Consider the following 22,377-nt stretch of genomic DNA (forward strand, 5'->3'; position numbering starts at 1 on the left):
AATACAACACTCAATGTATTGAAAAACATCTGATTGACTTTTCTTCAGATATCATTTATATTGGAGAGCTTCAGCATTCTTTTAATTCTGGCATCCAAGCCTTCACTGGAAAGTGTCTGCCTGAGACTGTCTACTTTAATTGGGAAGCTTAAAGGTGTAAAAGAACGGGAATGTTTTAAAATAATCGTAGATTTTTCAATTCTTTTAAAGGCTTCTACCAATCTTTGTTCCTGCAGCTGCATATTAAAAACTTCGGTATAGGCCTGTCTGATTAAAAAATGATCGGCATCATAGTCTTCCAATACTTTAAAGATCAAGCCTGCTGAACTCTGTAATGATTTATTGGAACGTTGTTTTCCTGCATAGTTTTGAATCACCATTCCGGAGATCACAGCAATATCTCTGAATTTCCGCCTTGCCATTTCTGCTGAATTGATACTGGCAATCACATCATTCATCAAATTATCCCGGGTTAATATTTGTTGTAAGTTTTCTTCATTCAACGGAATTTCCTTATCACTGAATAATTCAAATCCATAGTCGTTCATCGCCATTGAAAAGGAGATAGGAGCTAGTTTTGAGATGCGATAGGCGATGAGTGCAGCCATCACTTCATGTACCAGACGGCCTTCAAAAGGATATAGAAACAGGTGATAACCTTCGCGGTTTTTAATCATTTCTACCAAAAATTCATTCTCTTTTGGAATGTGTGAGTTTTCTTCCTGATTGACTAACAGCGGATGCAGAAACTTAAGTTCTTTTTCTGAAGCTTTCGGACTTAAGGCATGTGAAAGTTTTTCTCTTAAAAAATGGCCCAGATTGGAACTCAAAGGCAGCCTTCCGCCCAGATAACTTGGAACCAGAGCTTTTCCTTTGGCAGCTCTCACATAAACCGTCATGTCCTTAATCATAGCAACTTCCAGTGTTCTCCCTGCCAGAATGAATTTTTCCTCTTTTTTCAGTTTTGAAATAAAATATTCTTCAATCATTCCTATATAACCTCCGGAAATAAATTTAACTTTAAGCATGGCATCACTGACAATCACTCCCATATTCATCCGGTGAAGCATTGCTATTTTTCGGGAAGTTACTTTGTATAAACCATCTTCCATCACCACAATTTTATGGAATTCTTCATAGTTTTTTAAAACACTTCCGCCAATGGTCAGAAACTCAAGAATACTTTTCCATTCTTCCTCCATCATTTCCTGGAAAGCATATACTTTTTTAATTCTTTCATAGACTTCATCGGGATAAAAACCGTTTCCAACGGCTAAAGTCATTAGAAACTGAACCAAAACATCAAAGCACAAAACCTGAGGCTCTCTTGGTTCAACAACTTTTTGTTTTACAGCTTCTTTTAAGGCAGAAACCTCTATTAATTCCAATGAATGGGTAGGAACACAATAAATTCTGGAAGTTTCAAAAGGGGAGTGCCCACTACGGCCTGCCCTTTGAAGAAATCTTGCGACGCCTTTTGCGGAACCAATCTGAATGACCGTATCAACGGGCTTAAAATCTATCCCAAGATCTAATGATGAGGTGGAAACAACCGCTTTTAATTTCCCGGAGCTCAGATTTTCTTCAATCCAGACTCTTAGATGAGCATCAATGGAACTGTGATGAATGGCAATTTGCCCTGCAAAATCAGGGTAGGCATCCAAAAGTAACTGATACCACATTTCACTCTGGCTTCGGGTATTAGTAAAGACAATGGTAGATTTCGATTCAAGGATAATGGGAACTACTTTATCTGCCAGTTTGTGCCCAAGATGTCCAGCCCAAGGGAGTATTTCAATTTCGTCCGGAAAAACCGGAATAATGTCGATCTTTTTATGTTCTTTGGCCGTTATTTTTGTTTTTTTAATGTCATATGGAATCAAAACATCCATGGCTTCATCCAAATTCCCGATGGTAGCAGTAATCCCCCAGATCTGTAGTTTCGGAACATACTTTCTGAGCTGAGATATTCCCAGTTCTGCCATAACACCGCGTTTTGAGCCTAATAATTCGTGCCATTCATCTACCACCACACATTTCATATCCCTGAAAAAGATTTCATGATTTTTCTGAGCTAAAAGAAGATGTAAACTTTCCGGAGTAACCACAAGGATTTCAGGCATCTTTTTTACCTGCTGCTGCCTTACTTTAGGATCTGTATCTCCGTTTCTTACACCAACAGCCCAATCAAGGCCAATCTCATCTATCGCTTCCTGCATCGCTTTAGCAATATCCTTAGACAAAGATCGAAGTGGAGTAATCCAGATCATTTTAAGCCCTTTTTTATAGTTTTCGGGATGGTTTAAAAAGTCTGAGATCAATGCTAAAAAAACAGAAAAGGTCTTACCGAATCCTGTAGGAGCCACTACCATACCACTGTATCCACTTCCAAATTTCCGCCATGTATCAGTCTGAAATTTAAAAGGGGACATGTCTTTATCCTTCATCCATTGCTGAATGATGGTTAACCCGTTGCTATGTTCAAAGGCTGCCACTTATTGTATTAATTTTTTGATTTCTTCCAGATGGTCAATCTCATCTGCCGTTTTATCTTTCCGCCATCTTACAATTCTTGGGAATCTGAGTGCTACACCGCTTTTATGACGGTTGCTGAATCCGATTCCTTCAAAGGCAATTTCAAACACCAGTTCTGCTTTTACGGTTCTTACAGGACCAAATTTTTCAATTGCATTCTTCGTTACAAATTTGCTGACTTCCATAATTTCTTTGTCAGTTAATCCGGAATATGCTTTAGCAATGGTTACTAATTTGTCTTCATTTTTTACAGCAAAAGTATAATCTGTGTAATAGGCACTTCGTCTGCCGCTGCCTTTTTGGGCATAAATCAGAACGGCATCAATGGTAAAAGGATTGATTTTCCATTTCCACCAATCGCCTTTCTTACGCCCTGCATGGTAAGGTGAGTTTTTCTGTTTCAGCATCAGTCCTTCACTGTTTACACTTCTTGAGTTTTCCCGGATTTCATTCAGTTCTTCCCATTTCTCAAAATCTATACTTTTTGAAAGTCTGATATTTTCAGGGGTTTCATTCAATAATAATTCTTCCAGCATTGCTCTTCTTGCAGAAACAGGCTTTTCTCTCAGATCATTACCTTCCAGTTCTAACAGATCGTAAGCAAAAACCTCAATAGGAATTTCAGAAAGCATTTTTTTAGTTAAAGTTTTTCTGTTTAATCTTTTCTGTAATTCGTTAAAATTTAAAACCTTACCTTCTTTTACTGCAAGTATTTCTCCATCTAAAACAAAATTGCCTTTCATCGCCATCACAGTTTGAGTAATCTCAGGAAACTGCTCCGTAACAAGTTCTTCACCTCTCGACCATATAAATACTTCATCATTTCTCCGGATAATCTGTCCACGAATGCCATCCCATTTATATTCTATCAGCCATTCATCCGGCTTTCCCAGCACTTGAAGCTCTTTTTCCAAAGGATACGCAAGACAAAACGGATAAGGTTTGGAATTATCCGGATTGATATTTTCTGCAGAGATCAATTCTTTAAAAGAAACTTTATCAGGCTTCCATTTCCCCATTAAACTATGAGTTAATGTACTGGCTTCCTGCCCGGAGAATTTGGTTAATGCATTAATCAGAGTTTTATCTGATACTCCGATTCTAAAGCTTCCACCTATTAATTTATTGAAAATCAAACGTTCAGTATAATCCAGGCCATTCCAAGATTGGAAGACGAATTCTTTCTTTTGGGTTTCTTTTTTATCCTGTAAATCAACAATATCCTTCATCCATTGGGAAAGGCTTCGTTCAATCTTTTCCTGTGGTGGTGGGAGAATCAATGAGAGGGTTTCTCCAAGATCTCCAACTGAGGAATAGCTTTCCTGAAAGAGCCAGAAAGGAAGTCCTGTGATTTCCAATGCCCATTCCTTCATTAAGTTCGTATTGACATTCCTTTTGGGTCTTTTTCCTGTAAATAAAGCAATAAACCACACTTTATCTTCATCCGGAGCACGTTCCAGATAATCAATGATAGCATCAATCTTAGCATTGGTTTTATTGGTTGTTTCCAAAGCGTTGATAAGGTCTGCAAAATGTCTCATGGCTTTGGATTTTCAAGGGTTTCCTGCTCTGATACTTCTTCATCTTCACCAAACAGGGTTTCTATAACATCTGCTTTTATCCCGATTTCATTCAGATATTTTGAAAAAACCTCTGTCTGTCCATGTGTCACATGTACAATTTCCGCTTCTGTCGCTTTTACAGTTTGTAATAATCCTTTCCAGTCGGCATGATCACTCATGGCAAAACCTGCATCGGCACTTCTCCATCGTCTGGCACCACGCACCTGCATCCAGCCTGAACATATTGCTGTAGCCGGATCAGGAATTTTTTTGATAATATTACTGTCAAGCAAAGCAGGAGGGACAATCACAATTTCGTGTTCCATATCTTTCGGACGCTCTCTGAAATTGGCAACGGTATATTCCGGAAGATCAACTCCTACGGCTTCAAAGGCTTCATTTAATTTGCCGATAGACTCATGAACATATATTTTCCCCAGTCCTTCCACGGCTTTCATAATCCGTTGTGCTTTTCCTAAAGAATACCCGATAAAAACCGACGTTTTGTTATTTTCCTGATTTTTCAAAACCCAATTCTGAAGCTTTTTATTTAAATCATCTACTTCCAGCCAGTTATAAATAGGCAAGCCAAAAGTACTTTCTGTAACAAATTCATTACATCTCACCAGTTCAAAAGGAGTACTCAGGCTATCATCCTGAACTTTATAATCTCCGGAAACAACGGTTACAAAACCTTTATATTCCAATCTTATCTGTGCAGAACCTATAATATGTCCGGCAGGATGCAATGAAACATTTACTCCATTGATATTAATTTTCTCCCCATATTCCACGCCCTGACATTCTATATCTTTTCCGATTCTCTGATATAAAACAGGTTTTGTAAAATGATGGCAAAGGTATTTTTTCATTCCCCAACGGGCATGATCGGCATGTCCATGAGTAAGGACTGCCATATCTACGGGCCGCCAGGGATCTATATAGAACTTTCCCTGTGGACAGTAAATTCCTTTTTGGGTCAATGTGATTAGCTTCAAGGGTATGATTGTTTTGGATAAAATGCTTCAAAAACTTAACCAATTTACAATAAACTGTTGATTTTATTATAATTCAAGGTTTTATTGTTGGAAACGCAAAGGCGGAGATTTTTGGTAAGGTTATGTTTTTAAGTGGTAAAGGTTTTATCTGCGATAAAGTTGAATACCGTTTTGGTTAGGGATACGGATGCACGAATAATTTTTATTCGTGCATCCGTGGCTCATAAAATAGCAGCAATTAAGGGATTATATTTTCAGCCCGCAATCTTTTAAATACTTCTATGAAAGAATCTTCTGTACTTTTATAAGCAGTAAAACCCAGTTTTCTGCTTTTTGACAGGTCACACATCACTTCAAGCGGTCTTCCAAGATCTAAATCAGTGTGCCATGCTGAAGATAAACGATCTAAATGATTCTCTTTCAGATTATATTTTTCGGCAATGACTTTCCAAATTTCCTGGTCGTTTCCCATTTCTCTTTCCAGTGGCCTTATGGTACCGTTAAAACCTTCTGATTCTACACCAAACCAATCTGCCAATCTTTTCCACAGCCATTTCCATCGGAAAACATCTCCATTGGTAATATTGAAAGCCTGATTTTTTGCAGAGTCTGTACCAGAAGCCCACACCAGCTGTTTAGCTAATATTCCGGCATCAGTAACATCAGAAATGCCATTCCATTGCGCTTCAGAACCCGGCCAGATGAATTTCCTTCCTGTTTCCTTACAAATGCTGGCATATACGGCTAATGTTGAGGCTATATTCATGAGATTTCCCACGGCATATCCAACAACAGTGTGAGGACGGTGGATACTCCATGTAAAACCGTCCCTTTCCGAAGCTTTATAGATCTCATCTTCCTGAGCATAATAAAAATTGGGAAGCGGAAGTCTTGGATGTTCTTCCCGTACCGGTGTTTCTGGTAGCTTACCTGCTTTAACATAAGTTTCAAAAGGACCCAGATAGTGTTTCAATCCGGTTACTAAAGCAACATGCTGTACAGATTTTTTAGGAGATAAAACGTTCAGTAAATTACTTACAAGCATACTGTTAACACGAATGTTTTCTTCTTCGGTATCATTACGCATCCAGGTTGTAAAATAAACATGAGTGGGAGAGAGGTCTTTTAATGCCTCCGTAAGATTCTGTTCATCCAACAGATCTGCTTTCACAGAATGAAGCCCCTTGATGCTGTTATTGGGATTTCTTGATAGTCCATAAGTTATCCAGCCTTGTGCAATAAGTTCTTCTGCAAGATTGCTTCCTGTAATTCCGGTAGCACCTACTACCAAAGCAATATTTCCTGTATTTTCCATAAGTATTGTAAATTTCTTCAGCAAAATTATGGGAGTTACAGGCTTTCACACTTGATTTGGATCATGGGTTTGAGTTGATCTGGATCAAGTATTATTCAGGGAATTCTTTTTACGGATTCTGCTGATGGTTTCAGGAGCCAATCCAAGATAGGATGCAATGAGATTATGGGGAATCCTTTGAATCATTTCCGGTTTTTCCTGTGCCAGTTGCAGGTATTTTTCTTCAGCAGTATATCCGTTGAAAACAATAAGTCTGTAATCTTTGGTAACCAGGCTGTTTTGATAGAGAATTCTGAAATAACGATCCATTGCAGGGATTTCCTGCATCATTTTCTCATAATTTTCCAGAGTAATCATCAATACTTCTGTATCTTCTACAGCATCAATATTTAAGACAGCCTTTTCCTGATGAATAAAGCTATTGAAATCAGAGATCCACCAGCCTTCAAAAGCAAACATATTAATATGTTCATTTCCCTTTTCATCAAGAAAATAAGATTTCAACAAACCTTTACTCACAAAGGAAAGACATCTGCAGATATCTCCTTCCTGCAACAGATATTGCCTCTTCTTCAGCTTTTTTACAGTAAAAAACGATTGAATCAGACTTTTCTGCTCATCTGTAATATCAACTTTATTCTGAATATGGGAAAGTAATACCTCAAACATCTGACAAATATTTCCTCAAAAATACTGCTTTCAGAAGGAATGAGGGAGCCTATTTATCAAAATCATAGAAATTGATTCCCGTTTCTTTATCTTTTATTTTTACAGCTCTTGTATCTAAAGGATAAAAGATAAATTCCCCTGCACCATGAATCTTTGCTTCTAAAAGATGCCCGGCTAAAGCTGTATAATCTTGTCTTCCCAATGTAATATGAATATGAAGTGAAAGCTTTCCATCTATTACGGAAACATTTCCTGAGATATTGGCCACTTCCATCTGTTCTTTAAAGGTTTTGTCAATGTATGTTTTTGTTTCAAAACTAAAGAACCTAAGAGTGGCTTCACCTACAGCACCTATTCCGGTAACTTCTCCTGCATGAATATTCTGATTTTGAACAAAATCCGTTAAAGCTTCTACAATATTGGAGTAATTTTTAAGGCTGACAATATAGATCTGATCTACCTTCCTTGCTGACCATTGGCTTCCTTGAATGTTTTGTACTTCCATGATGATGGGTATTTGATGAATTTTTCATTAATGTGAAATAAGATAGAATCTATCCGGTTTTAATAAATATCAAGAATCATGCATATCAAACTTAAGCTATCTTCTTCTAAATATTTTTTTGTTAATAAAAAATTAACACCCATTTTACTAGTTAAAACCGGGAAAAATTGCAGAAATTTGCAGTAAATTAAAAATCAATGAAGATCGTAGACCTCGAGCAATGGAACAGAAAGGAGCATTTTGAATTTTTCTCTCAAATGGCAAGCCCATACTTTGGTTTTACAACCGAAGTAGATTGTACAAAAGCCTATGACAAAGCTAAAGAAAACGGATATTCTTTCTTTGCCTATTACTATCATAAATCAATGATTGCAATTAATATGGTGGATGAATTAAAGCTGAGGATTATTGATGGACAAGTAATTCAATTTGATACCGTTCATGCAGGAAGTACAATTGCCAGGCCGGATGGGACTTTCGGTTTTTCTTTTACTCCTTTTTCAGAGGACTTTGAAACGTTTAACGCTGCACTGCAGGAAGAAATCAAAGGGGTACACCATTCTACAGGCCTTAGATTAAGCAATGAGAGATTAGGAAAAGATCATGTTAGACATACAACCATTCCCTGGAATTCGTTTAGTGCGATTCTTCACCCTACCAATTTTAATAATGATGAATCGGTACCGAAAATATCTTTTGGTAAATTCAATATCCGTGATGGCAGAAAGTACATGCCGGTTTCTATAGAAGCACACCACGGATTGGCAGATGGAATACACATTGCAAAATATTTGGAGGAGCTTCAGAGGCAGCTTGACTTATAATTAAGGAGTCCGAAGCATTTTAAAGAAAAAAGGAAGCCTTACCTCTTCTGCATTACGGAAAACCGTAAAGAATATTGGTTCCTCTTCAGTACATTTGAGACAATATTATTATATTAGATAACTGATTGATGAATCAGAAAAACTAATTAACTAATAAACTCAATTTTACTAAGAGCCATCATGCAGAATGATAATACAATTGATGATTCCATTATAGATGTTTCAGGAAACAGAGAAATGCCAATTGATTTTGGAAGTATAACCTCTGTTCCGGATTCTCAATCTAATACTTGTAATCCTGATTCATGGAAAATAGGGCAAAAATATACCCGTAAGTTGTCACTGAATGAAGATCAGACCAAAATGCTGGATAAAATGTCATTTTCCGGCAATATTTTCAATGAAATAGAATATTGTAAAGTTCAGATATTGAAACAGTTTATAAGAGCTGTTGAATACCTGTATCAACACTGTATACCGGTTAATAAATCTTATCCTACAGTTGTTGACGAGCTTTCGGAAATTATTGTGTGCCTTCGTTACAATTACAGGAAAGACAGTTTAAACTACAATTATACCTATGAGTCTGTACAGACTGAAATTTTCAATCACATTCTGAAATTATGTGAAAATAATGTCCGTGATGTATATGGTATCAAAAGAAAGATCAATACTGATTTTAATTATAACCATCCGGATATCCTTCATCAGTACAATAAAAAGGTAGTTTCAAAGCTGGAAATCTTTTTTACGGAGAACCAGCATCAGATTCTGGATGCTGATTATAAAACGAATATTATCCTCAATGAGAATAATACGAACCGTTGGAAAACCAAATTTGACGAAATCAAAGATGATTATTCCAACCCATTAGCATTTGAAAGGGAAATTTTCAGGCTTACGGAAGTCAATGTCAAAAATCCTTCTGTTGATGCCATATTTTTTGAAGCTTCGAAGTTTGTTGCAGAACATGATAAGACATGTGCATTAAGGTTTTACATCCATTACCTTGATAAGGATCTGAATTCTCCGAAATTTGATCAGAAACAGCTGAACAAAACCGTCCAAAAAAGCTTATTTTCCACAAAAGAACAACTGTCTGATTTTGAAAAGATCCTTAGTGAATTTATTGCGGACAGAAACCTGGGCAGCGCTATTGAAAAGGCGAATCAGCTTTATGTTCCTAAAAGAAAAAGAATTACCATTGATCCCGAAGCCATTAAAAATATTCAGGCCCTGGATTCTGAAACGGCGGATATTTTAGGACAAATTCTTAATGAAGAAGAGGATGAAGATTCTGTAAATGCAGAAGAAGTTTCCAATCAACAGGAAGTCACAATCACCATTCCCCTGATCCAGGAGTCTCACAGCTCAAAATACCTTGATGAATTGAATTTATCAGCTATTCAAAAGGAAATTCTTGATCGGTTTGAAAAGCAAAGCTTTAATATACTTCAAGCTGATTTTGAATGTTTTATCAAAACCAAAGGTCTGTTTACGGGCTCTACCATAGATTCTATTAACGAATGCTGCTATGAAGCTCTGGACGATATTCTGATTGAAGAAGAGGATGAATATTTTATTATTAACACCCATTACTATAAAAAACTTTTAAACAATGATTGACAATATCAAACCCAAAGAAGCAACTTCCATTATCAACTCTCTGGTAAGTGGTGTGGTGCCTAAAATTGGAGTACAACATATTACTGTAGGAAGATCTGATGAAGTGAATGCTTTCATCGGTTCCCTTGAAGATGTTAAAAACGGACTTAGTCTTGTAAAGTTCTGGATCGGAGATTTCGGAAGCGGAAAATCTTTTATGCTTCATCTTTTAAATACGGTAGCTTTAAAGCAGAAGTTTGTAGTGGCCAATGCAGATTTTACTCCCGATAACAGGCTGTATGCCAATGATGGGAAAAGTGTGATTCTTTATTCTGCTATCATGGATAATATTGCCATCCAAACCAAACCCGAAGGTGGAGCTTTACAAACTCTTTTGGAAAAGTGGATTGAGCAGGTTATTTCAAAAACAGCAGAGGAACATCATATTCCCTTAATGGAAATAAGAAATGACCAATATTTAGAACTGATTCAGAATTCCATAATGAAAACGGTGAATGAAATAACTGAAGTAGGTGGGTTTGATTTCGGTTCTGCCATCATAAAATATTATGAAGGTTACATAAAAGGGGATGAATTGATGCGCCGAAATGCCTTGAAATGGCTCAAAGGTGAATATACCACCAAAACAGAGGCCCGCCAGGATCTTGGAATAAGGGAAATCATCAATGATTCTAACTATTATGATATGCTGAAGAACTTCTGTAAGCTTTTTGTAAGCATGGGTTACAGCGGTTTTATGATTAATCTGGATGAAGCCATCAATCTTTACAAAATATCGGTTTCAGCTTCCCGTGAGAAAAATTATGAGAAAATCTTATCTATTTACAATGACTGTTTCCAGGGAAAAGTATCCAATCTTTTCATCAATTTTGCAGGAACAAAGGAATTCCTTGAAAACGAAAGAAGAGGGCTTTTCAGTTACCAGGCTTTAAAATCAAGACTGGAAGGCAATAAGTTTGAAACGTATGAGTTCCGTGATTTTGCCCAGCCGGTTATCAAACTGATGCCTTTGAATCATAATGAAATATTTGTTTTGCTTAAAAAACTGAAACTGATCTTTGATTTTAACTACAAAACAGAATTGAATATTACGGATGAGGAAATTTCCGCTTTTATGGAGGAAATGTTCAATAAACCGGGAGCTGCAGAATTTCTTACTCCAAGAGAAGTCATCAGGGACTTTCTAAATATCCTGAATATCATCAGACAAAATCCTGATGTGGACAAAGGAAGACTTTTTGGAGACATTGAAATTTCCGATGAAAGACCAAATGATCTGATCCTTTTAGACAGTATTGAGGAACTATGACAGCATTCAATCTGCTTTCTGAACCCATCAGAAAATACATCCGCGATAAGAAATGGGAGAGCCTGAGAAAAATACAGGAAGCTGCCATTCAGAAAATTATTACTACAGATAACAACTATGTTTTAATATCCAGAACAGCTTCAGGTAAAACTGAGGCTGCTTTTCTGCCTATTCTTTCAAAAGTAAATTTTAGGGAACCTGGGGTAAAAGTCCTTTATATTTCTCCTTTAATCGCTCTGATTAACGATCAGTTTATCCGTGTTGAAAACCTTTGTGAGTATCTGGACGTTCCGGTAACAAAGTGGCATGGAGAAGCGGCTAAAGGTGCTAAAGACAGATTGCTGAAAAGTCCGGCAGGCATCGTTCTCATTACTCCGGAATCTTTGGAAGCCATGTTTGTGAATAAACCCTACAATATCAAGTATTTATTCTCTACTTTAGATTATATTATTATTGATGAGATCCATTCATTTCTGGGATCAGACCGTGGAACTCATCTGCAGTCTTTACTGAACCGGCTTCAAAACGTGAATATTAAAAAGTTCAGTATTGTAGGGCTTTCTGCTACAGTAAGTGATGCCAATCAATATATAGGGCTTAAAAACTTTCTTGGAGATCCGAAGGACACCACAATTATCAGAGATAACACCCCCAAACCAATTAATGCTGTTTTCAGATACTTTGGAAGCTCTGTAAATGAATTACCATTACCTTTATTGAAGGATTTATATGTAAGAACAAGAGAAAGTAAAGTTCTTATTTTTCCCAATGCACGAGGGAGAGTAGAAGAAGTTGCTGTAAAATTAAAGCAAATTTCAGAAAGGGTTGGTGGACATAAAAATTATTTTTCACATCATTCTTCTGTAGATAAAGAAGTAAGAGAATATGTAGAGTTTTTTGCTAAAAATTCCACGCTTGAGAATTTTTGTATTTCCTGTACTTCCACTTTGGAACTGGGAATTGATATCGGAAATGTAGATGAAGTAGTACAGATTGATGCCACTCATAGTATTGCCTCTCTCATCCAAAGAGTTGGAAGAAGCGGAAGACGTGAAGGCAAAGCAAGTAACCTGTTTTTGTATGCTACAGACGAATGGAGTTTATTACAGTCATTAGCATGCTGGCTGCTATATCAGGAACAGTATATAGAACCCATTGCCATCAATGAAAAGCCTTACGATGTTTTAGTTCACCAGATTTTGTCTATTGTTAAAGGGACATCAGGAATATCTTCATCCAAACTGTTGGAAGAAGTAACCGGCAACTCTGCTTTTTCAAAAATCAAAAAAGAAGAAATAGAAGAGATTATTATCCATCTTACTGCTCTGGATTTTTTAGAAAAGTTAGGCAATGACCTGATTATAGGAATAGAAGGAGAAGAAGTAGTGAACAGAAGAGATTTTTACAGCCTTTTTGAAACTCAGATTTTCTTTAAAGTTTCCAGCAATGGCGTCAAAATTGGAGAACTGCCATTATCTCCACAAATAAGGGAAAGTGAAAATATATACCTGTCTGCAAAGATCTGGAGTATTATTGATATTGATTTTAAAACAAAAAAAATAGAAGTGATGCCTGCCAAAGATGGAAATAAACCGACATTCTTTGGTGATCCTGCCGATACTGCTTACCGGATCAGAGAAAAAATGCTCGAAATACTGATTTCAAAAGATGAATATGACTTTTTGGATGAGATGGGCCGTGAAGCTATATATGATTTAAGAAAAGAGTTTTCCGTTTTTGCTATTGATGATTTTAAAATTGAAAGACCTCTATTAACCAGTAATGAGTGCCTTAGCTTTTATTCCTTCACCAGTTCAAAAATCAACAGGACTTTGCGTTTTATTTTAAATGCATTAGAGGTCAAAAATATTCTCCATAATGAGGAAAGCCTTTTTGAGATAGAAGACCACAGCAGCAGTGAACTGCAAATTATATTAAAAGGGATTGACAGGAACCAAAATATGGATCAGATTCTCATAGAGTTACTGGAAAATACCCCTGAGGTCATAGATTTTTCAAAATGGGGAAAATACCTGCCTATTCGGTATCAGGCAGCATTATTAAAAGAAAAATATTTTGATTTTGAAGGCTGCTACAACTATCTCCAACATCTGAAATTCGTAGAAAACCAGCTGGAACTTTCCAATTAAACCACTCCGGATATTTATGAATCTTTACAATAAATATCCGGAATGATATCTGTAAATAGGTTAATGAAATTTAACCCATTTGTTATTTTTAAGCTTCAATAATAGCCTTATCCAGATCGTGATAAAGAAGGAGTTTCCAATTATTTTCCCGGGCTTCTTTTTCCCATAAAAGTCTTAATTCCATTGCTGTTCTCCCATCAAAATCACTTTTGTAGGCCAGATGGTATTTCAAATAGGAAGCTTGTGGAAGATCATCTGCTCCATAGAAAACCGTTTCTTCATTTTCCCTGATCCAGAACACCTGCATAAATGGGGTATGCCCACCTACCACTTCATATGAAATTTCATCACTGATCTGCCCTTTGTCATCATTCATCCAGATAATATGAGGCAGTTGAATCAGTTTTTCTAAAATATCAAAATTAAAAGAAGGATTTCCTTTATTTTCCATTGCAAAATCCAACTCACGTTTTTGGATATAAATCTGGGCATTAGGAAAAGTTGCTTTATAACCACCATCTGTAAGGGTTACTGCACCCTCAATATGATCTTTATGAAGATGAGAGAGAAGGAGTTTTGTAATCTGTTCAGGACGTATATTTTCTCTTTCAAGAATTTCTGAAACTATGGTGCTTCCAGCTTCATTTTTCCAGCCAATGCCAGCATCTAAGAGGATATAATCGTTTTCAGTAATGATAAGAAAAGGCTGAACGGACATTTTTATTCCGGTAACGGCATCAAAGTTTTCTTCTGTTAAAAGGGTAAAATCTTTGGTTTTACTTGCAGAGAAATTACCTTCTTTGAGTGGAATGATTTTCATGATGCAAATTTCCTGAATATTTCCAATACCCAAAAGGTTTTTCATCAATAGATATCATCGGTAAAAACAATGAAAGAACCTCTACCAATTGTTCAGACCATTTTCCAGAGCTTTTTCATAGTTTTCCATATCAAAGGAGTAAAGATCAGGAGATCTGTGAGCGCCTACATATTTTTGTTCATCAAGCTTTTTTAAAACATTCAGATTTTTAATTTTTCTGTAGAAATTCCCTCGGTTTAGTGATTTGCCTAATATCGCCTCGTATAGTTTTTGTAGTTCCGGAAGGGTAAACTTTTCCGGCATCAGATTATATCCAATGGGTTTGGTAGATATTTTTTCGCGTAAAGTAAGCAATGCCTTTTCAATAATTTCACGGTGATCCATTGCAAAATCAATTTCGGACAGCTGATGCAGATACACCCATTCGCAGGCTTCACTCACATCATCAGCTACAGGGTTAATTTCAGAGGAATTATAAAGCGCATAATATCCTACGGAAATGAATCTCTGTTTTTGGAAAAGGGTTTCATCAAACTCATCAAAATAGAGCTGACTTCTGTTTCTTCTTCCAAAAACACCAAATTCTTCCAGGAATACATCAGTAACACCCGCCCTGTCTTTAAGCACTCTTACTACTGCTTCATCCAGATCATCATCTCTTCTTACATAACCACCCGGCAAAAGCCACTGTTTTTTGTAATTCATTCTTACCAGTAATACCTTAAGCTCATTCTGGTCAAAACCAAAAACAACCGGGTCCACTGAAATATGGGGAAGATAAAGTTCTTTTGCTTCGGCAGATTTCTGTAAGATCTGTTCTCTGGAATCCATATAATCCATAAAAATAAATGTGTGTTATTACAAATGTAAAGATAAAATTGGATAATATTTAAAAAAAACTCTTTGTTGGAGCAGGTTATAAGAAAAAAACATATAACACTTACAGGTGAAATCAATCATAATCAATCTGTCTTTTTTATGAAAATGCCTACCTTTGAGGTCATTAAAAAAATAGATCCAAAACATTCAGTCATCAGGATATATTTCTATTCAATAAAAATTTTAAGATGCAGGTGAATTCTACCAATGGTATTTCCAGAGCAGTGGTCTGGTTAATGGCTATTATTTCAGGACTTGTAGTGGCCAACAATTATTACAACCAGCCTTTATTGGCACTAATCTCAGAAGATCTTCACGTTTCTGAAGCTGCTGCCAGCAAAATTTCCGTTCTTACCCAGATTGGGTATGCCCTAGGATTATTACTGATTGTACCGCTTGGAGATAAATTTTTCCGTAAAAAATTAATACTGATTGATCTTTTTCTTGTTTTTGGATCTCTGCTTTGGATGACCTTTGCTAACCAATTATGGATGCTGTATGCAGCCAGTTTATTGATTGGAGCTACTTCTGTAATCCCTCAGCTGTTTGTACCCATTGCAGCTGAATTGTCGTCAGATCAAGAGAAATCGGCCAATATTGGATTGGTAATGTCCGGACTTTTATTGGGAATCCTTCTTTCCCGTTTCATTGGCGGTATTGTAGGGGAAGTATGGGGCTGGAGAGCCATGTTTGGAATTGCTGCAGGATTAATGATCTTAGTCTGGCTGGCTGTGTATAAAATGCTTCCGGAACTATCTCCCAATTTCAAAGGCACCTACAAAGAATTGATGCGGTCCGTAGCTCATCTTGCTAAAACACAACCGATTCTTCAGCTGGCATCTTTCCGGGGGGCTATGGCTTTCGGATCTATGTGTGCTTTATTTACAACATTGGTTTTTCATATGGAAAAACCGCCTTTTAACGCTGGTTCATCTGTGGTAGGGAGTTTTGGCCTTGCTGGAGCTGTTGGTGCTTTAGCAGCAGCAAAAGTAGGAAATCTTCAAAAATACTTAGATATCAACCGTATCATATTGTATTCACTGCTGATTCTTATTGGAAGCTGGGGATTTACTTATTTTGCCGGAGAAACTTATTGGGGTTTAATTGTAGGAGTAATCCTTGTAGACCTTGGGGTGCAATCCAGCCATATTATGAACCAGACCAATTACTTTTTAATTAAATCCAATGCCGTAAACAGACTGAATACAGTATATATGGTTTCTTATTTCATTGGCGGATCACTGGGAACTTGGCTGGCATCTTTGGCATGGCAGAAAGCACAATGGACAGGTGTTTGTGCTGTAGGAACTATCTTTGGAGTTTTGGCTTTAATTGCTCATATCTTGTTTTGTAATAAAGTCAATAAGTCATAAACTATATTGGAAAACGCAAAGGTGCAAGAGCATTTTGAATTTGCCAGGATTCAAACATGCAGTTTTTATGCAACAATATTCCAAGTACTTATGTGATAATTATTTTTTTAAGAGAAACATAGGTTTTACACGTGAATATAGTCATTCGTATATTCGTGGCGATAAAAAATATTTGTAGTTTGTATTCTTCTTAATTATTCGTTACAATCCTCTTGTTGAGTAATAAATTTTCTGTGCTTCCCACCCCAAGTATTTAATGCATCCCATATAGGAATCAGTTCTCTGGCAATATCGGTAAGCTCATAATCTACTCTGGGCGGAACTTCCGCATATACTGTTCTTTTTACCAATCCTTCCTTTTCAAGTTCCTTTAACTGAAGCGTAAGCATTCTTTCCGTAATTCCCGGAATAGCTCTTTTAAGTTCACTGAAGCGCAGTTTATTGTCTTTTAATTTACTCAGAATAAACAATTTCCATCTTCCGCCGATCTTACATACAGCATAGCTCAAATCACATTCCTGAATATATTGTCTGTTGATATTATTGGTTGAATTCTCTTTTATCTTACCCATACTTACAAATTTGTTAGTACCATACATTGGCCTGTATATAGTGCAAATGTAAGGCATGAAAACTAATTTTGTCCTCATAAAAGCAGATAAATAACAATAGCGCTACTGTTCACTGCAAACAATATTAACTTAAAATTAAAACAAAATGCAGTTGACTCCTAAAATCAATCAGATTTTAAACCATTTAGAAAAAATACAGTCTTTTAACTCACAAAATCCTTTGGATGATGCCCGAAAATACCTTGAAGCAATGTCTTTACAGCTTAGTGGTAAAAAAGAAGCCATAGCTATGATTGAAGAAATGGATATTCCTATGGAAAATCATCAAATTCCGATCAGAATCTATCGCCCAAAGGGAAAAACCGTTCAGAAGTCTCCAGCCATTGTTTATATTCATGGCGGATGGTTTATTGCCGGTGGTTATGAAACCCATGATGCGGTAGTCCGTAAACTAGCCAATGCAACAGGATCTGCTGTTATTTTTATAGATTACCGCCTTGCTCCGGAACATCCTTTTCCAGCAGGTTTGAATGATTGTCTTGATACTGTTCAATGGGTAATAGAAAATGCAGAATCCTTAGGAATTGACCAAAATCAGATAGGAATCATAGGAGACAGCGCCGGAGGTGCTTTATCAACAGCTGTTTCAACTCAAATTGGAGAATTCTTTAAGTTTCAGGTTCTGATTTATCCTGCCGTGGATAATCAGCTTAATACAAAAACCTGGGAAATCTATGAAAATGGACCGGTTCTCAATAAGCAAGGTGGAGTGGATGCCTGGAACTCGTATCTTCCCAAAGAGGAAAGCAACAACCCACTGGCAATTCCTGTTTTAATAAAGGATTTCAAAAATACTCCATCCACACTCATTATTATTGCGGAACATGATCCTTTGGCGGATGATGCGAGACATCTTGCCGAAAATATGCAAAACGCCGGAGTACCCCTTACTACAAGCTTCTATAAGGATATGGTTCATGGCTTTATGCATATGGGAGAGGTGTTGGAAGAAACTCAATTGGCCATTAATGAAATGGCAGATTTTGCTCAGCAGCATTTTAAATAAATCCATCCAAAGAAATAATCATGAAAAAATATGCTTATATCGGATGTTTGGGGTTTATTGCTGTGATTACTACAGAGTTTGGAATCATTGGAATCCTTCCACAAGTGGCAGAATATTATAAGATCAGCATAGATAAAGCCGGGTATCTTTTAAGTGCTTTTGCTTTGGTAATTGCTCTTACAGGACCTTTTATGACTTTACTTACTTCGGGAATCAATCGTAAAAAGATTATGACAACTTCCATTCTTATATTTCTGATCACCGGAATTATCTCTTCATTTTCCCCACCTTTTTGGCTGTTGATGTTAGTAAGAATTCTTCCTGCATTTTTACAGCCTGTATATATTGCAACAGCGCTGTCTGTAGCGACATCCGGAGTAGATAATAGTAAGAAAAATGAGCTGATGAGTATTGTTTTCAATGGTGTGGCTATAGCGATGGTTACTACGGTTCCTTTTGCTACGTGGATTTCAGGACTTTATTCTTGGGAATATTCATTTATGATACAGGCTGCAGTGAGTTTGGTAGCATTGGTTACCATTCATTTTCTTCTTCCCTCAATGCCCGTTAAAGAGAAAAAGTCATACGGAAGCCAGATCAGAATTTTAAAGCAGCCGCCGTTTATTTTGAGTACGCTTACTAACTTTTTTATGATCAGTGCCTGGTTTTCCACGTATAGTTATTTTGCAGATTATCTTGGGAAAGCTAAAGGAATGGATACTTCAATGGTAAGCTATATGTTATTTCTATTCGGAATTATTGGGGTTATTGCGAATAAAATTGCGGGTAAAATGCTTAATAAAAATGTCACCACAACATTGGCATTCTTCCTGTCCGGAACAATTCTTATTCCTGTATTATTGTATGTTTCAGATGGAAACCTACTAGCCACTATCTTTGTGATAGGAATCTGGGGCTTCCTTTATTCTCCGAGCTTTCTGAATGCCTCTACTTATATGATCTCGGCAGCTCCTGATGCTTTGGAATTTGCAAACAGTCTGGCTACTTCATTTGGGAATCTGGGAGTTACTTTAGGAACTACTATCGGTGGGTGGATCATTATCACCAAAGGAGTGGAATATACACCTTGGATAGGCTTTATTTTCGGGATTCTTGCTTTTCTGATGATGATAGCAAGGAATATCGTGGAAAAAAAAGAACAGATTATTTCTGGTTGTCCGGAATAAATGTAACAAATTTTATTACATTAAAATAAATCCGTATCTTTGATTATACTCAATTCGAATTAAAATTAAATAGAATGAAAATAGAAATCTGGTCGGATATAATGTGTCCGTTTTGCTATATCGGAAAAAATAATTTTGAACAGGCATTAGAAAAATTACCATTTAAAGATGAAGTAGAAGTAGAGTGGAAGAGCTTTCAGCTTGATCCAACGTTAGATGCTAATACCACTCAAGATACCATTCAATATTTCAGAGAGAAAAAAGGAGTGGGTGAAGCTCAGGCAAGTCAGATGCTGGCTCAGGTTACCCAAATGGGAAAAGGAGCGGGTATTGATTTTGATTTTGGAAAGACTTTAATCACCAATACTTTCAGCGCTCACAGACTGCTTCATTTGGCTAAGAAACATAACCAATCCAACGAAATGGAAGAAGCATTATTTATCGCTCATTTTATTGACGGTAAAAATGTAGGAGATACCGAAGTATTAATTTCCCTTGCTGAAAAATTAGGCATTCCTCAAGAAGAAGCCAGAGAAGCTGTTACTTCCGATCAATTGGATTACGAAGTGAATCAGGATATTATGGAAGCGAGAAACAATGGAGTTTCAGGTGTTCCTTTCTTTGTTCTGAACGGTAAATATGCAGTTTCAGGGGCACAGCCTGTAGAAGTTTTTGAAAACGCTTTGCAGCAGACTTATAAAGAGACTGTAAGTTCTTTTAAAGATCTCTCGGGAAGCAATGGAGCTTCCTGTGATGCAGACGGATGCAGCATTTAATCATATAAACCCCAAGCTATTTTAGTTTGGGGTTTATAAATATACTATAAGTCTTTTTTTGAAGGTAAAATGAATATATTTATATTTGAAAATATCAATTTTATTAAAAGGCAATTCATTAATGAAACATTCTCTATTCTTTTTCTTATCTGTTTTATCCATAGGATGTACAAATCATAAAGAAACAAAAACAGAAGAGCAAAATAACCCCATCGAATATATCTCTTTTATAGAGTCAGACACTTTAAAAGAGCGCAATTATATTGCTGTTTTTGATGATAATACTAATAACAAAGCAGAGCTGAGCCCATCAGAGTTAAAAATAGTAAATGAGTATTTAATTAAAGCAGTCAATGAATATAATGAAAAGGAGAAAAAAGAGTATAGGCTGGATTTAAGAAATTATTTCCGGCAATATTCTGTTTTAACAGATTTAAAGGGAGAAAAAATTGTTAAAGTTTTTTGTTTCTGTAGATATACCGATGATACTTGGCGAAATGAAAAACTGTATGTTCATGATGGAGGAGACTGCTATCTTAATGTGAATATTAATATTACAAAACCATATCACGACAAGTTACGAACTCATGGTATTGCTTAAGATATTAATATGAAAACAATTACCTTTCTGAGATTTTTTTCAATTATTTCCTATTTATTCATTATTTTGATGGGTCAAATGATGGGACTCCCTTTTATTTGCTGGCTTTTATTTACCATGTTTGATATTGGAAATATTGACCAAATTTTTGCGATTCTTGGCGTCTTAGGTATTATATTAAATTTCACGAAATGGAAAAACAAAACCTTAATAACCATTTTAAGTTTTCTTTTGATGCTTTCCCCACTTATTGGCAGAATGATTCAGGTTCCTATTGAATCATTTGATTATGCAGTATTTAAAATCCCTTTGCTTATTTTTATAATAGGGTATAGTACTTTCATTGTTCTTAATGTAAGAAACAATAAAATACAAACAGTATAATTCTTCCAAAATACAGTAAAAACTCTTGTATCTTTGTAATACAGTATAAATCTATATTTTTCAATGATAAAAATTAATAATGAACTTCATTTTCCTATTGCAGACAGTCTTTTTGTTTTTGCACTGGATTCTGAAGCAGGAACAGTATTTGATGGGAAGAATAAATTAATAACAGGAATCGGGAAGGTAAATGCAGCGATAGAACTTACTAAAGAAATTCACCTCAGAAAACCAAAATTAATTGTTAATCTGGGTTCTGCAGGAAGCAAAGGTTTTCATAAAGGAGAAGTGGTTTGCTGTACTAAATTTATCCAGAGAGATATGGACGTAAGAGGATTGGGTTTTAAACTATATGAAACCCCATTATCCGGAGTTCCCCCTGTTTTGGAATACGGGTTGAAAATGGACAGTCTTAAAGAAGGAATCTGTGGAAGTGGTGACAGTTTCGAAATGAATCACTCGGAAACAGATTACAATATTGTAGATATGGAAGCCTATCCTTTAGCATTAATTGCACAAAAAGAAAACATTCCGTTTCTATGCTTAAAATACATTTCTGATGATGCTGGAAGCGATGCTGCCGACGACTGGAGTGTACAGGTGCATCTTGCTTCTGAAGCGTTCAAAAAAATATTATTTTCATAAAACTTTAAAAAAATGGCATCAATTATTATTAACAAAGCCTCTGCTGAAGATACAGATATTATCCAGAAGCTGGGTATTCAGACTTTTTCTGAAACTTTCTCAAAAGACAATACTGAAGAAGCCATGGAAAAATATCTGAAAGAAAGCTTCAATACAGAAAAGGTAACCGCTGAACTGAATAATCCTGATTCTCTTTTTTATATTGCCTGGGAAGAGGACGATCCGGTTGGTTATCTGAAAGTTAATACTGGCAAAGCACAGACAGAGGTACAGGACGAAACCAGCCTTGAAATTGAAAGAATTTATGTGAAGAAAAGCCATCATGGTCAAAAAGTAGGTCAGCTTCTTTATGATCAGGCACTAAACACCGCTCAACATCTCAAAAAATCATATCTGTGGCTGGGAGTCTGGGAAGAAAACCTAAGGGCTTTGAACTTCTATAAAAAGAATGGCTTCGTTGAGTTTGATACACATATTTTCAGACTTGGAGATGAGGAACAGACAGATCTGATGATGAAGAAAATTCTGGATTGAAGATAAGTGTCACTAAGATTTATTTCTCTCACAGATCATGGAGATTA

21 protein-coding genes are annotated in these 22,377 nt (G+C 36.3%); 12 read left to right on the forward strand and 9 right to left on the reverse strand.

The features are described 5' to 3' along the window. Positions 1–44: 44 nt before the first annotated feature. The 6 genes from J2772_RS21470 to J2772_RS21495 all read right to left on the reverse strand — a co-directional run bounded on the left by J2772_RS21470 (position 45) and on the right by J2772_RS21495 (position 7,584). Complete coding sequence (locus tag J2772_RS21470) at positions 45–2,495, reverse strand: ligase-associated DNA damage response DEXH box helicase (protein WP_317194524.1); 2,451 nt, start codon at positions 2,493–2,495, stop codon at positions 45–47. Next, a complete protein-coding gene (locus J2772_RS21475) occupies positions 2,496–4,076 on the reverse strand; it encodes an ATP-dependent DNA ligase (protein ID WP_209920278.1) in 1,581 nt (526 codons plus the stop codon). It lies immediately after the preceding gene. Next, entirely contained in the window at positions 4,073–5,095 is a 1,023-nt protein-coding gene (locus tag J2772_RS21480; protein WP_209920280.1) for a ligase-associated DNA damage response exonuclease, read from the reverse strand. Before J2772_RS21480 ends, J2772_RS21475 begins: the two co-directional genes overlap by 4 nt. A gap of 238 nt (positions 5,096–5,333) precedes the next feature. After that, the gene (locus tag J2772_RS21485; protein WP_209920284.1) at positions 5,334–6,410 is read right to left on the reverse strand and encodes an SDR family oxidoreductase; all 1,077 of its coding nucleotides are present in this window, start codon (positions 6,408–6,410) and stop codon (positions 5,334–5,336) included. A gap of 84 nt (positions 6,411–6,494) precedes the next feature. Continuing rightward, the gene (locus tag J2772_RS21490) at positions 6,495–7,079 is read right to left on the reverse strand and encodes a Crp/Fnr family transcriptional regulator (protein ID WP_209920287.1); all 585 of its coding nucleotides are present in this window, start codon (positions 7,077–7,079) and stop codon (positions 6,495–6,497) included. A gap of 49 nt (positions 7,080–7,128) precedes the next feature. Continuing rightward, positions 7,129–7,584 carry a PPC domain-containing DNA-binding protein gene (locus tag J2772_RS21495; protein WP_209920290.1) on the reverse strand — a complete coding sequence of 152 codons (456 nt, stop codon included), beginning with the start codon at positions 7,582–7,584 and terminating at the stop codon, positions 7,129–7,131. A gap of 197 nt (positions 7,585–7,781) precedes the next feature. Here J2772_RS21495 and J2772_RS21500 point away from each other — a divergent pair, with 197 nt between their 5' ends. The 4 genes from J2772_RS21500 to J2772_RS21515 all read left to right on the forward strand — a co-directional run bounded on the left by J2772_RS21500 (position 7,782) and on the right by J2772_RS21515 (position 13,493). Next, positions 7,782–8,408, forward strand: a complete 627-nt coding sequence (locus J2772_RS21500) for a chloramphenicol acetyltransferase (protein WP_209920293.1) — start codon at positions 7,782–7,784, stop codon at positions 8,406–8,408. A 180-nt stretch (positions 8,409–8,588) separates the two neighbouring features. After that, positions 8,589–10,034 (forward strand): tellurite resistance TerB C-terminal domain-containing protein, encoded by a 1,446-nt coding sequence (locus J2772_RS21505; RefSeq protein WP_209920295.1) that lies wholly within the window; start codon positions 8,589–8,591, stop codon positions 10,032–10,034. Then, positions 10,027–11,343, forward strand: coding sequence for an ATP-binding protein (locus J2772_RS21510; protein ID WP_209920298.1), 1,317 nt, complete (start codon positions 10,027–10,029; stop codon positions 11,341–11,343). Before J2772_RS21505 ends, J2772_RS21510 begins: the two co-directional genes overlap by 8 nt. After that, a complete protein-coding gene (locus J2772_RS21515; RefSeq protein ID WP_209920300.1) occupies positions 11,340–13,493 on the forward strand; it encodes a DEAD/DEAH box helicase in 2,154 nt (717 codons plus the stop codon). The genes J2772_RS21510 and J2772_RS21515 overlap by 4 nt, the downstream gene beginning before the upstream one ends. 88 nt (positions 13,494–13,581) lie before the next feature. On the opposite strand, the gene J2772_RS21520 is transcribed toward J2772_RS21515, so the two are convergent. Together J2772_RS21520 and J2772_RS21525 are read right to left on the reverse strand one after the other, a co-directional pair. After that, entirely contained in the window at positions 13,582–14,313 is a 732-nt protein-coding gene (locus J2772_RS21520; protein WP_209920303.1) for an MBL fold metallo-hydrolase, read from the reverse strand. A gap of 81 nt (positions 14,314–14,394) precedes the next feature. Next, positions 14,395–15,153: an NUDIX hydrolase gene (locus J2772_RS21525; protein ID WP_317194525.1), complete on the reverse strand. Its 759-nt coding sequence runs from the start codon at positions 15,151–15,153 to the stop codon at positions 14,395–14,397. Positions 15,154–15,380: 227 nt separating this feature from the next. Here J2772_RS21525 and J2772_RS21530 point away from each other — a divergent pair, with 227 nt between their 5' ends. Next, on the forward strand, positions 15,381–16,565 hold the full coding sequence (locus tag J2772_RS21530; protein WP_209920306.1) for an MFS transporter: 1,185 nt from the start codon (positions 15,381–15,383) through the stop codon (positions 16,563–16,565). 194 nt (positions 16,566–16,759) lie between these two features. Here the strand turns inward: J2772_RS21530 and J2772_RS21535 are convergent, their stop codons facing one another. Next, positions 16,760–17,137: a winged helix-turn-helix transcriptional regulator gene (locus tag J2772_RS21535; RefSeq protein ID WP_209920310.1), complete on the reverse strand. Its 378-nt coding sequence runs from the start codon at positions 17,135–17,137 to the stop codon at positions 16,760–16,762. 145 nt (positions 17,138–17,282) lie between these two features. On the opposite strand from J2772_RS21535, the gene J2772_RS21540 reads away from it, so the two are divergent. From J2772_RS21540 to J2772_RS21570, 7 genes are all read left to right on the forward strand, one after another. Next, on the forward strand, positions 17,283–18,203 hold the full coding sequence (locus J2772_RS21540) for an alpha/beta hydrolase (RefSeq protein ID WP_209920313.1): 921 nt from the start codon (positions 17,283–17,285) through the stop codon (positions 18,201–18,203). Between the two features lie 20 nt (positions 18,204–18,223). After that, positions 18,224–19,390: an MFS transporter gene (locus J2772_RS21545; RefSeq protein WP_209920315.1), complete on the forward strand. Its 1,167-nt coding sequence runs from the start codon at positions 18,224–18,226 to the stop codon at positions 19,388–19,390. Positions 19,391–19,464: 74 nt separating this feature from the next. Beyond that, positions 19,465–20,166: a DsbA family oxidoreductase gene (locus J2772_RS21550; RefSeq protein ID WP_209920317.1), complete on the forward strand. Its 702-nt coding sequence runs from the start codon at positions 19,465–19,467 to the stop codon at positions 20,164–20,166. A 121-nt stretch (positions 20,167–20,287) separates the two neighbouring features. Continuing rightward, positions 20,288–20,767: a hypothetical protein gene (locus J2772_RS21555; protein WP_209920319.1), complete on the forward strand. Its 480-nt coding sequence runs from the start codon at positions 20,288–20,290 to the stop codon at positions 20,765–20,767. A gap of 9 nt (positions 20,768–20,776) precedes the next feature. After that, positions 20,777–21,151, forward strand: coding sequence for a hypothetical protein (locus J2772_RS21560; RefSeq protein WP_245365294.1), 375 nt, complete (start codon positions 20,777–20,779; stop codon positions 21,149–21,151). Between the two features lie 63 nt (positions 21,152–21,214). Continuing rightward, entirely contained in the window at positions 21,215–21,796 is a 582-nt protein-coding gene (locus J2772_RS21565) for a nucleosidase (RefSeq protein ID WP_209920321.1), read from the forward strand. A 12-nt stretch (positions 21,797–21,808) separates the two neighbouring features. Further along, positions 21,809–22,330 carry a GNAT family N-acetyltransferase gene (locus J2772_RS21570; protein ID WP_209920323.1) on the forward strand — a complete coding sequence of 174 codons (522 nt, stop codon included), beginning with the start codon at positions 21,809–21,811 and terminating at the stop codon, positions 22,328–22,330. Positions 22,331–22,377: the final 47 nt, after the last annotated feature.

Origin of the sequence: Chryseobacterium jejuense (assembly GCF_017877355.1) — a bacterium.
GTDB lineage: Bacteria > Bacteroidota > Bacteroidia > Flavobacteriales > Weeksellaceae > Chryseobacterium > Chryseobacterium jejuense_A.

Coding starts and splice junctions, on each gene's coding strand:
- J2772_RS21475 (WP_209920278.1), bottom strand. CDS start 4,076: ATGAGACATTTTGCAGACCTTATCAACGCTTTGGAAACAACCAATAAA.
- J2772_RS21500 (WP_209920293.1), top strand. CDS start 7,782: ATGAAGATCGTAGACCTCGAGCAATGGAACAGAAAGGAGCATTTTGAA.
- J2772_RS21490 (WP_209920287.1), bottom strand. CDS start 7,079: ATGTTTGAGGTATTACTTTCCCATATTCAGAATAAAGTTGATATTACA.
- J2772_RS21555 (WP_209920319.1), top strand. CDS start 20,288: ATGAAACATTCTCTATTCTTTTTCTTATCTGTTTTATCCATAGGATGT.
- J2772_RS21505 (WP_209920295.1), top strand. CDS start 8,589: ATGCAGAATGATAATACAATTGATGATTCCATTATAGATGTTTCAGGA.
- J2772_RS21540 (WP_209920313.1), top strand. CDS start 17,283: ATGCAGTTGACTCCTAAAATCAATCAGATTTTAAACCATTTAGAAAAA.
- J2772_RS21510 (WP_209920298.1), top strand. CDS start 10,027: ATGATTGACAATATCAAACCCAAAGAAGCAACTTCCATTATCAACTCT.
- J2772_RS21525 (WP_317194525.1), bottom strand. CDS start 15,153: ATGGATTATATGGATTCCAGAGAACAGATCTTACAGAAATCTGCCGAA.
- J2772_RS21495 (WP_209920290.1), bottom strand. CDS start 7,584: ATGGAAGTACAAAACATTCAAGGAAGCCAATGGTCAGCAAGGAAGGTA.
- J2772_RS21545 (WP_209920315.1), top strand. CDS start 18,224: ATGAAAAAATATGCTTATATCGGATGTTTGGGGTTTATTGCTGTGATT.
- J2772_RS21530 (WP_209920306.1), top strand. CDS start 15,381: ATGCAGGTGAATTCTACCAATGGTATTTCCAGAGCAGTGGTCTGGTTA.
- J2772_RS21515 (WP_209920300.1), top strand. CDS start 11,340: ATGACAGCATTCAATCTGCTTTCTGAACCCATCAGAAAATACATCCGC.
- J2772_RS21550 (WP_209920317.1), top strand. CDS start 19,465: ATGAAAATAGAAATCTGGTCGGATATAATGTGTCCGTTTTGCTATATC.
- J2772_RS21485 (WP_209920284.1), bottom strand. CDS start 6,410: ATGGAAAATACAGGAAATATTGCTTTGGTAGTAGGTGCTACCGGAATT.
- J2772_RS21560 (WP_245365294.1), top strand. CDS start 20,777: ATGAAAACAATTACCTTTCTGAGATTTTTTTCAATTATTTCCTATTTA.
- J2772_RS21520 (WP_209920303.1), bottom strand. CDS start 14,313: ATGAAAATCATTCCACTCAAAGAAGGTAATTTCTCTGCAAGTAAAACC.
- J2772_RS21565 (WP_209920321.1), top strand. CDS start 21,215: ATGATAAAAATTAATAATGAACTTCATTTTCCTATTGCAGACAGTCTT.
- J2772_RS21570 (WP_209920323.1), top strand. CDS start 21,809: ATGGCATCAATTATTATTAACAAAGCCTCTGCTGAAGATACAGATATT.
- J2772_RS21535 (WP_209920310.1), bottom strand. CDS start 17,137: ATGGGTAAGATAAAAGAGAATTCAACCAATAATATCAACAGACAATAT.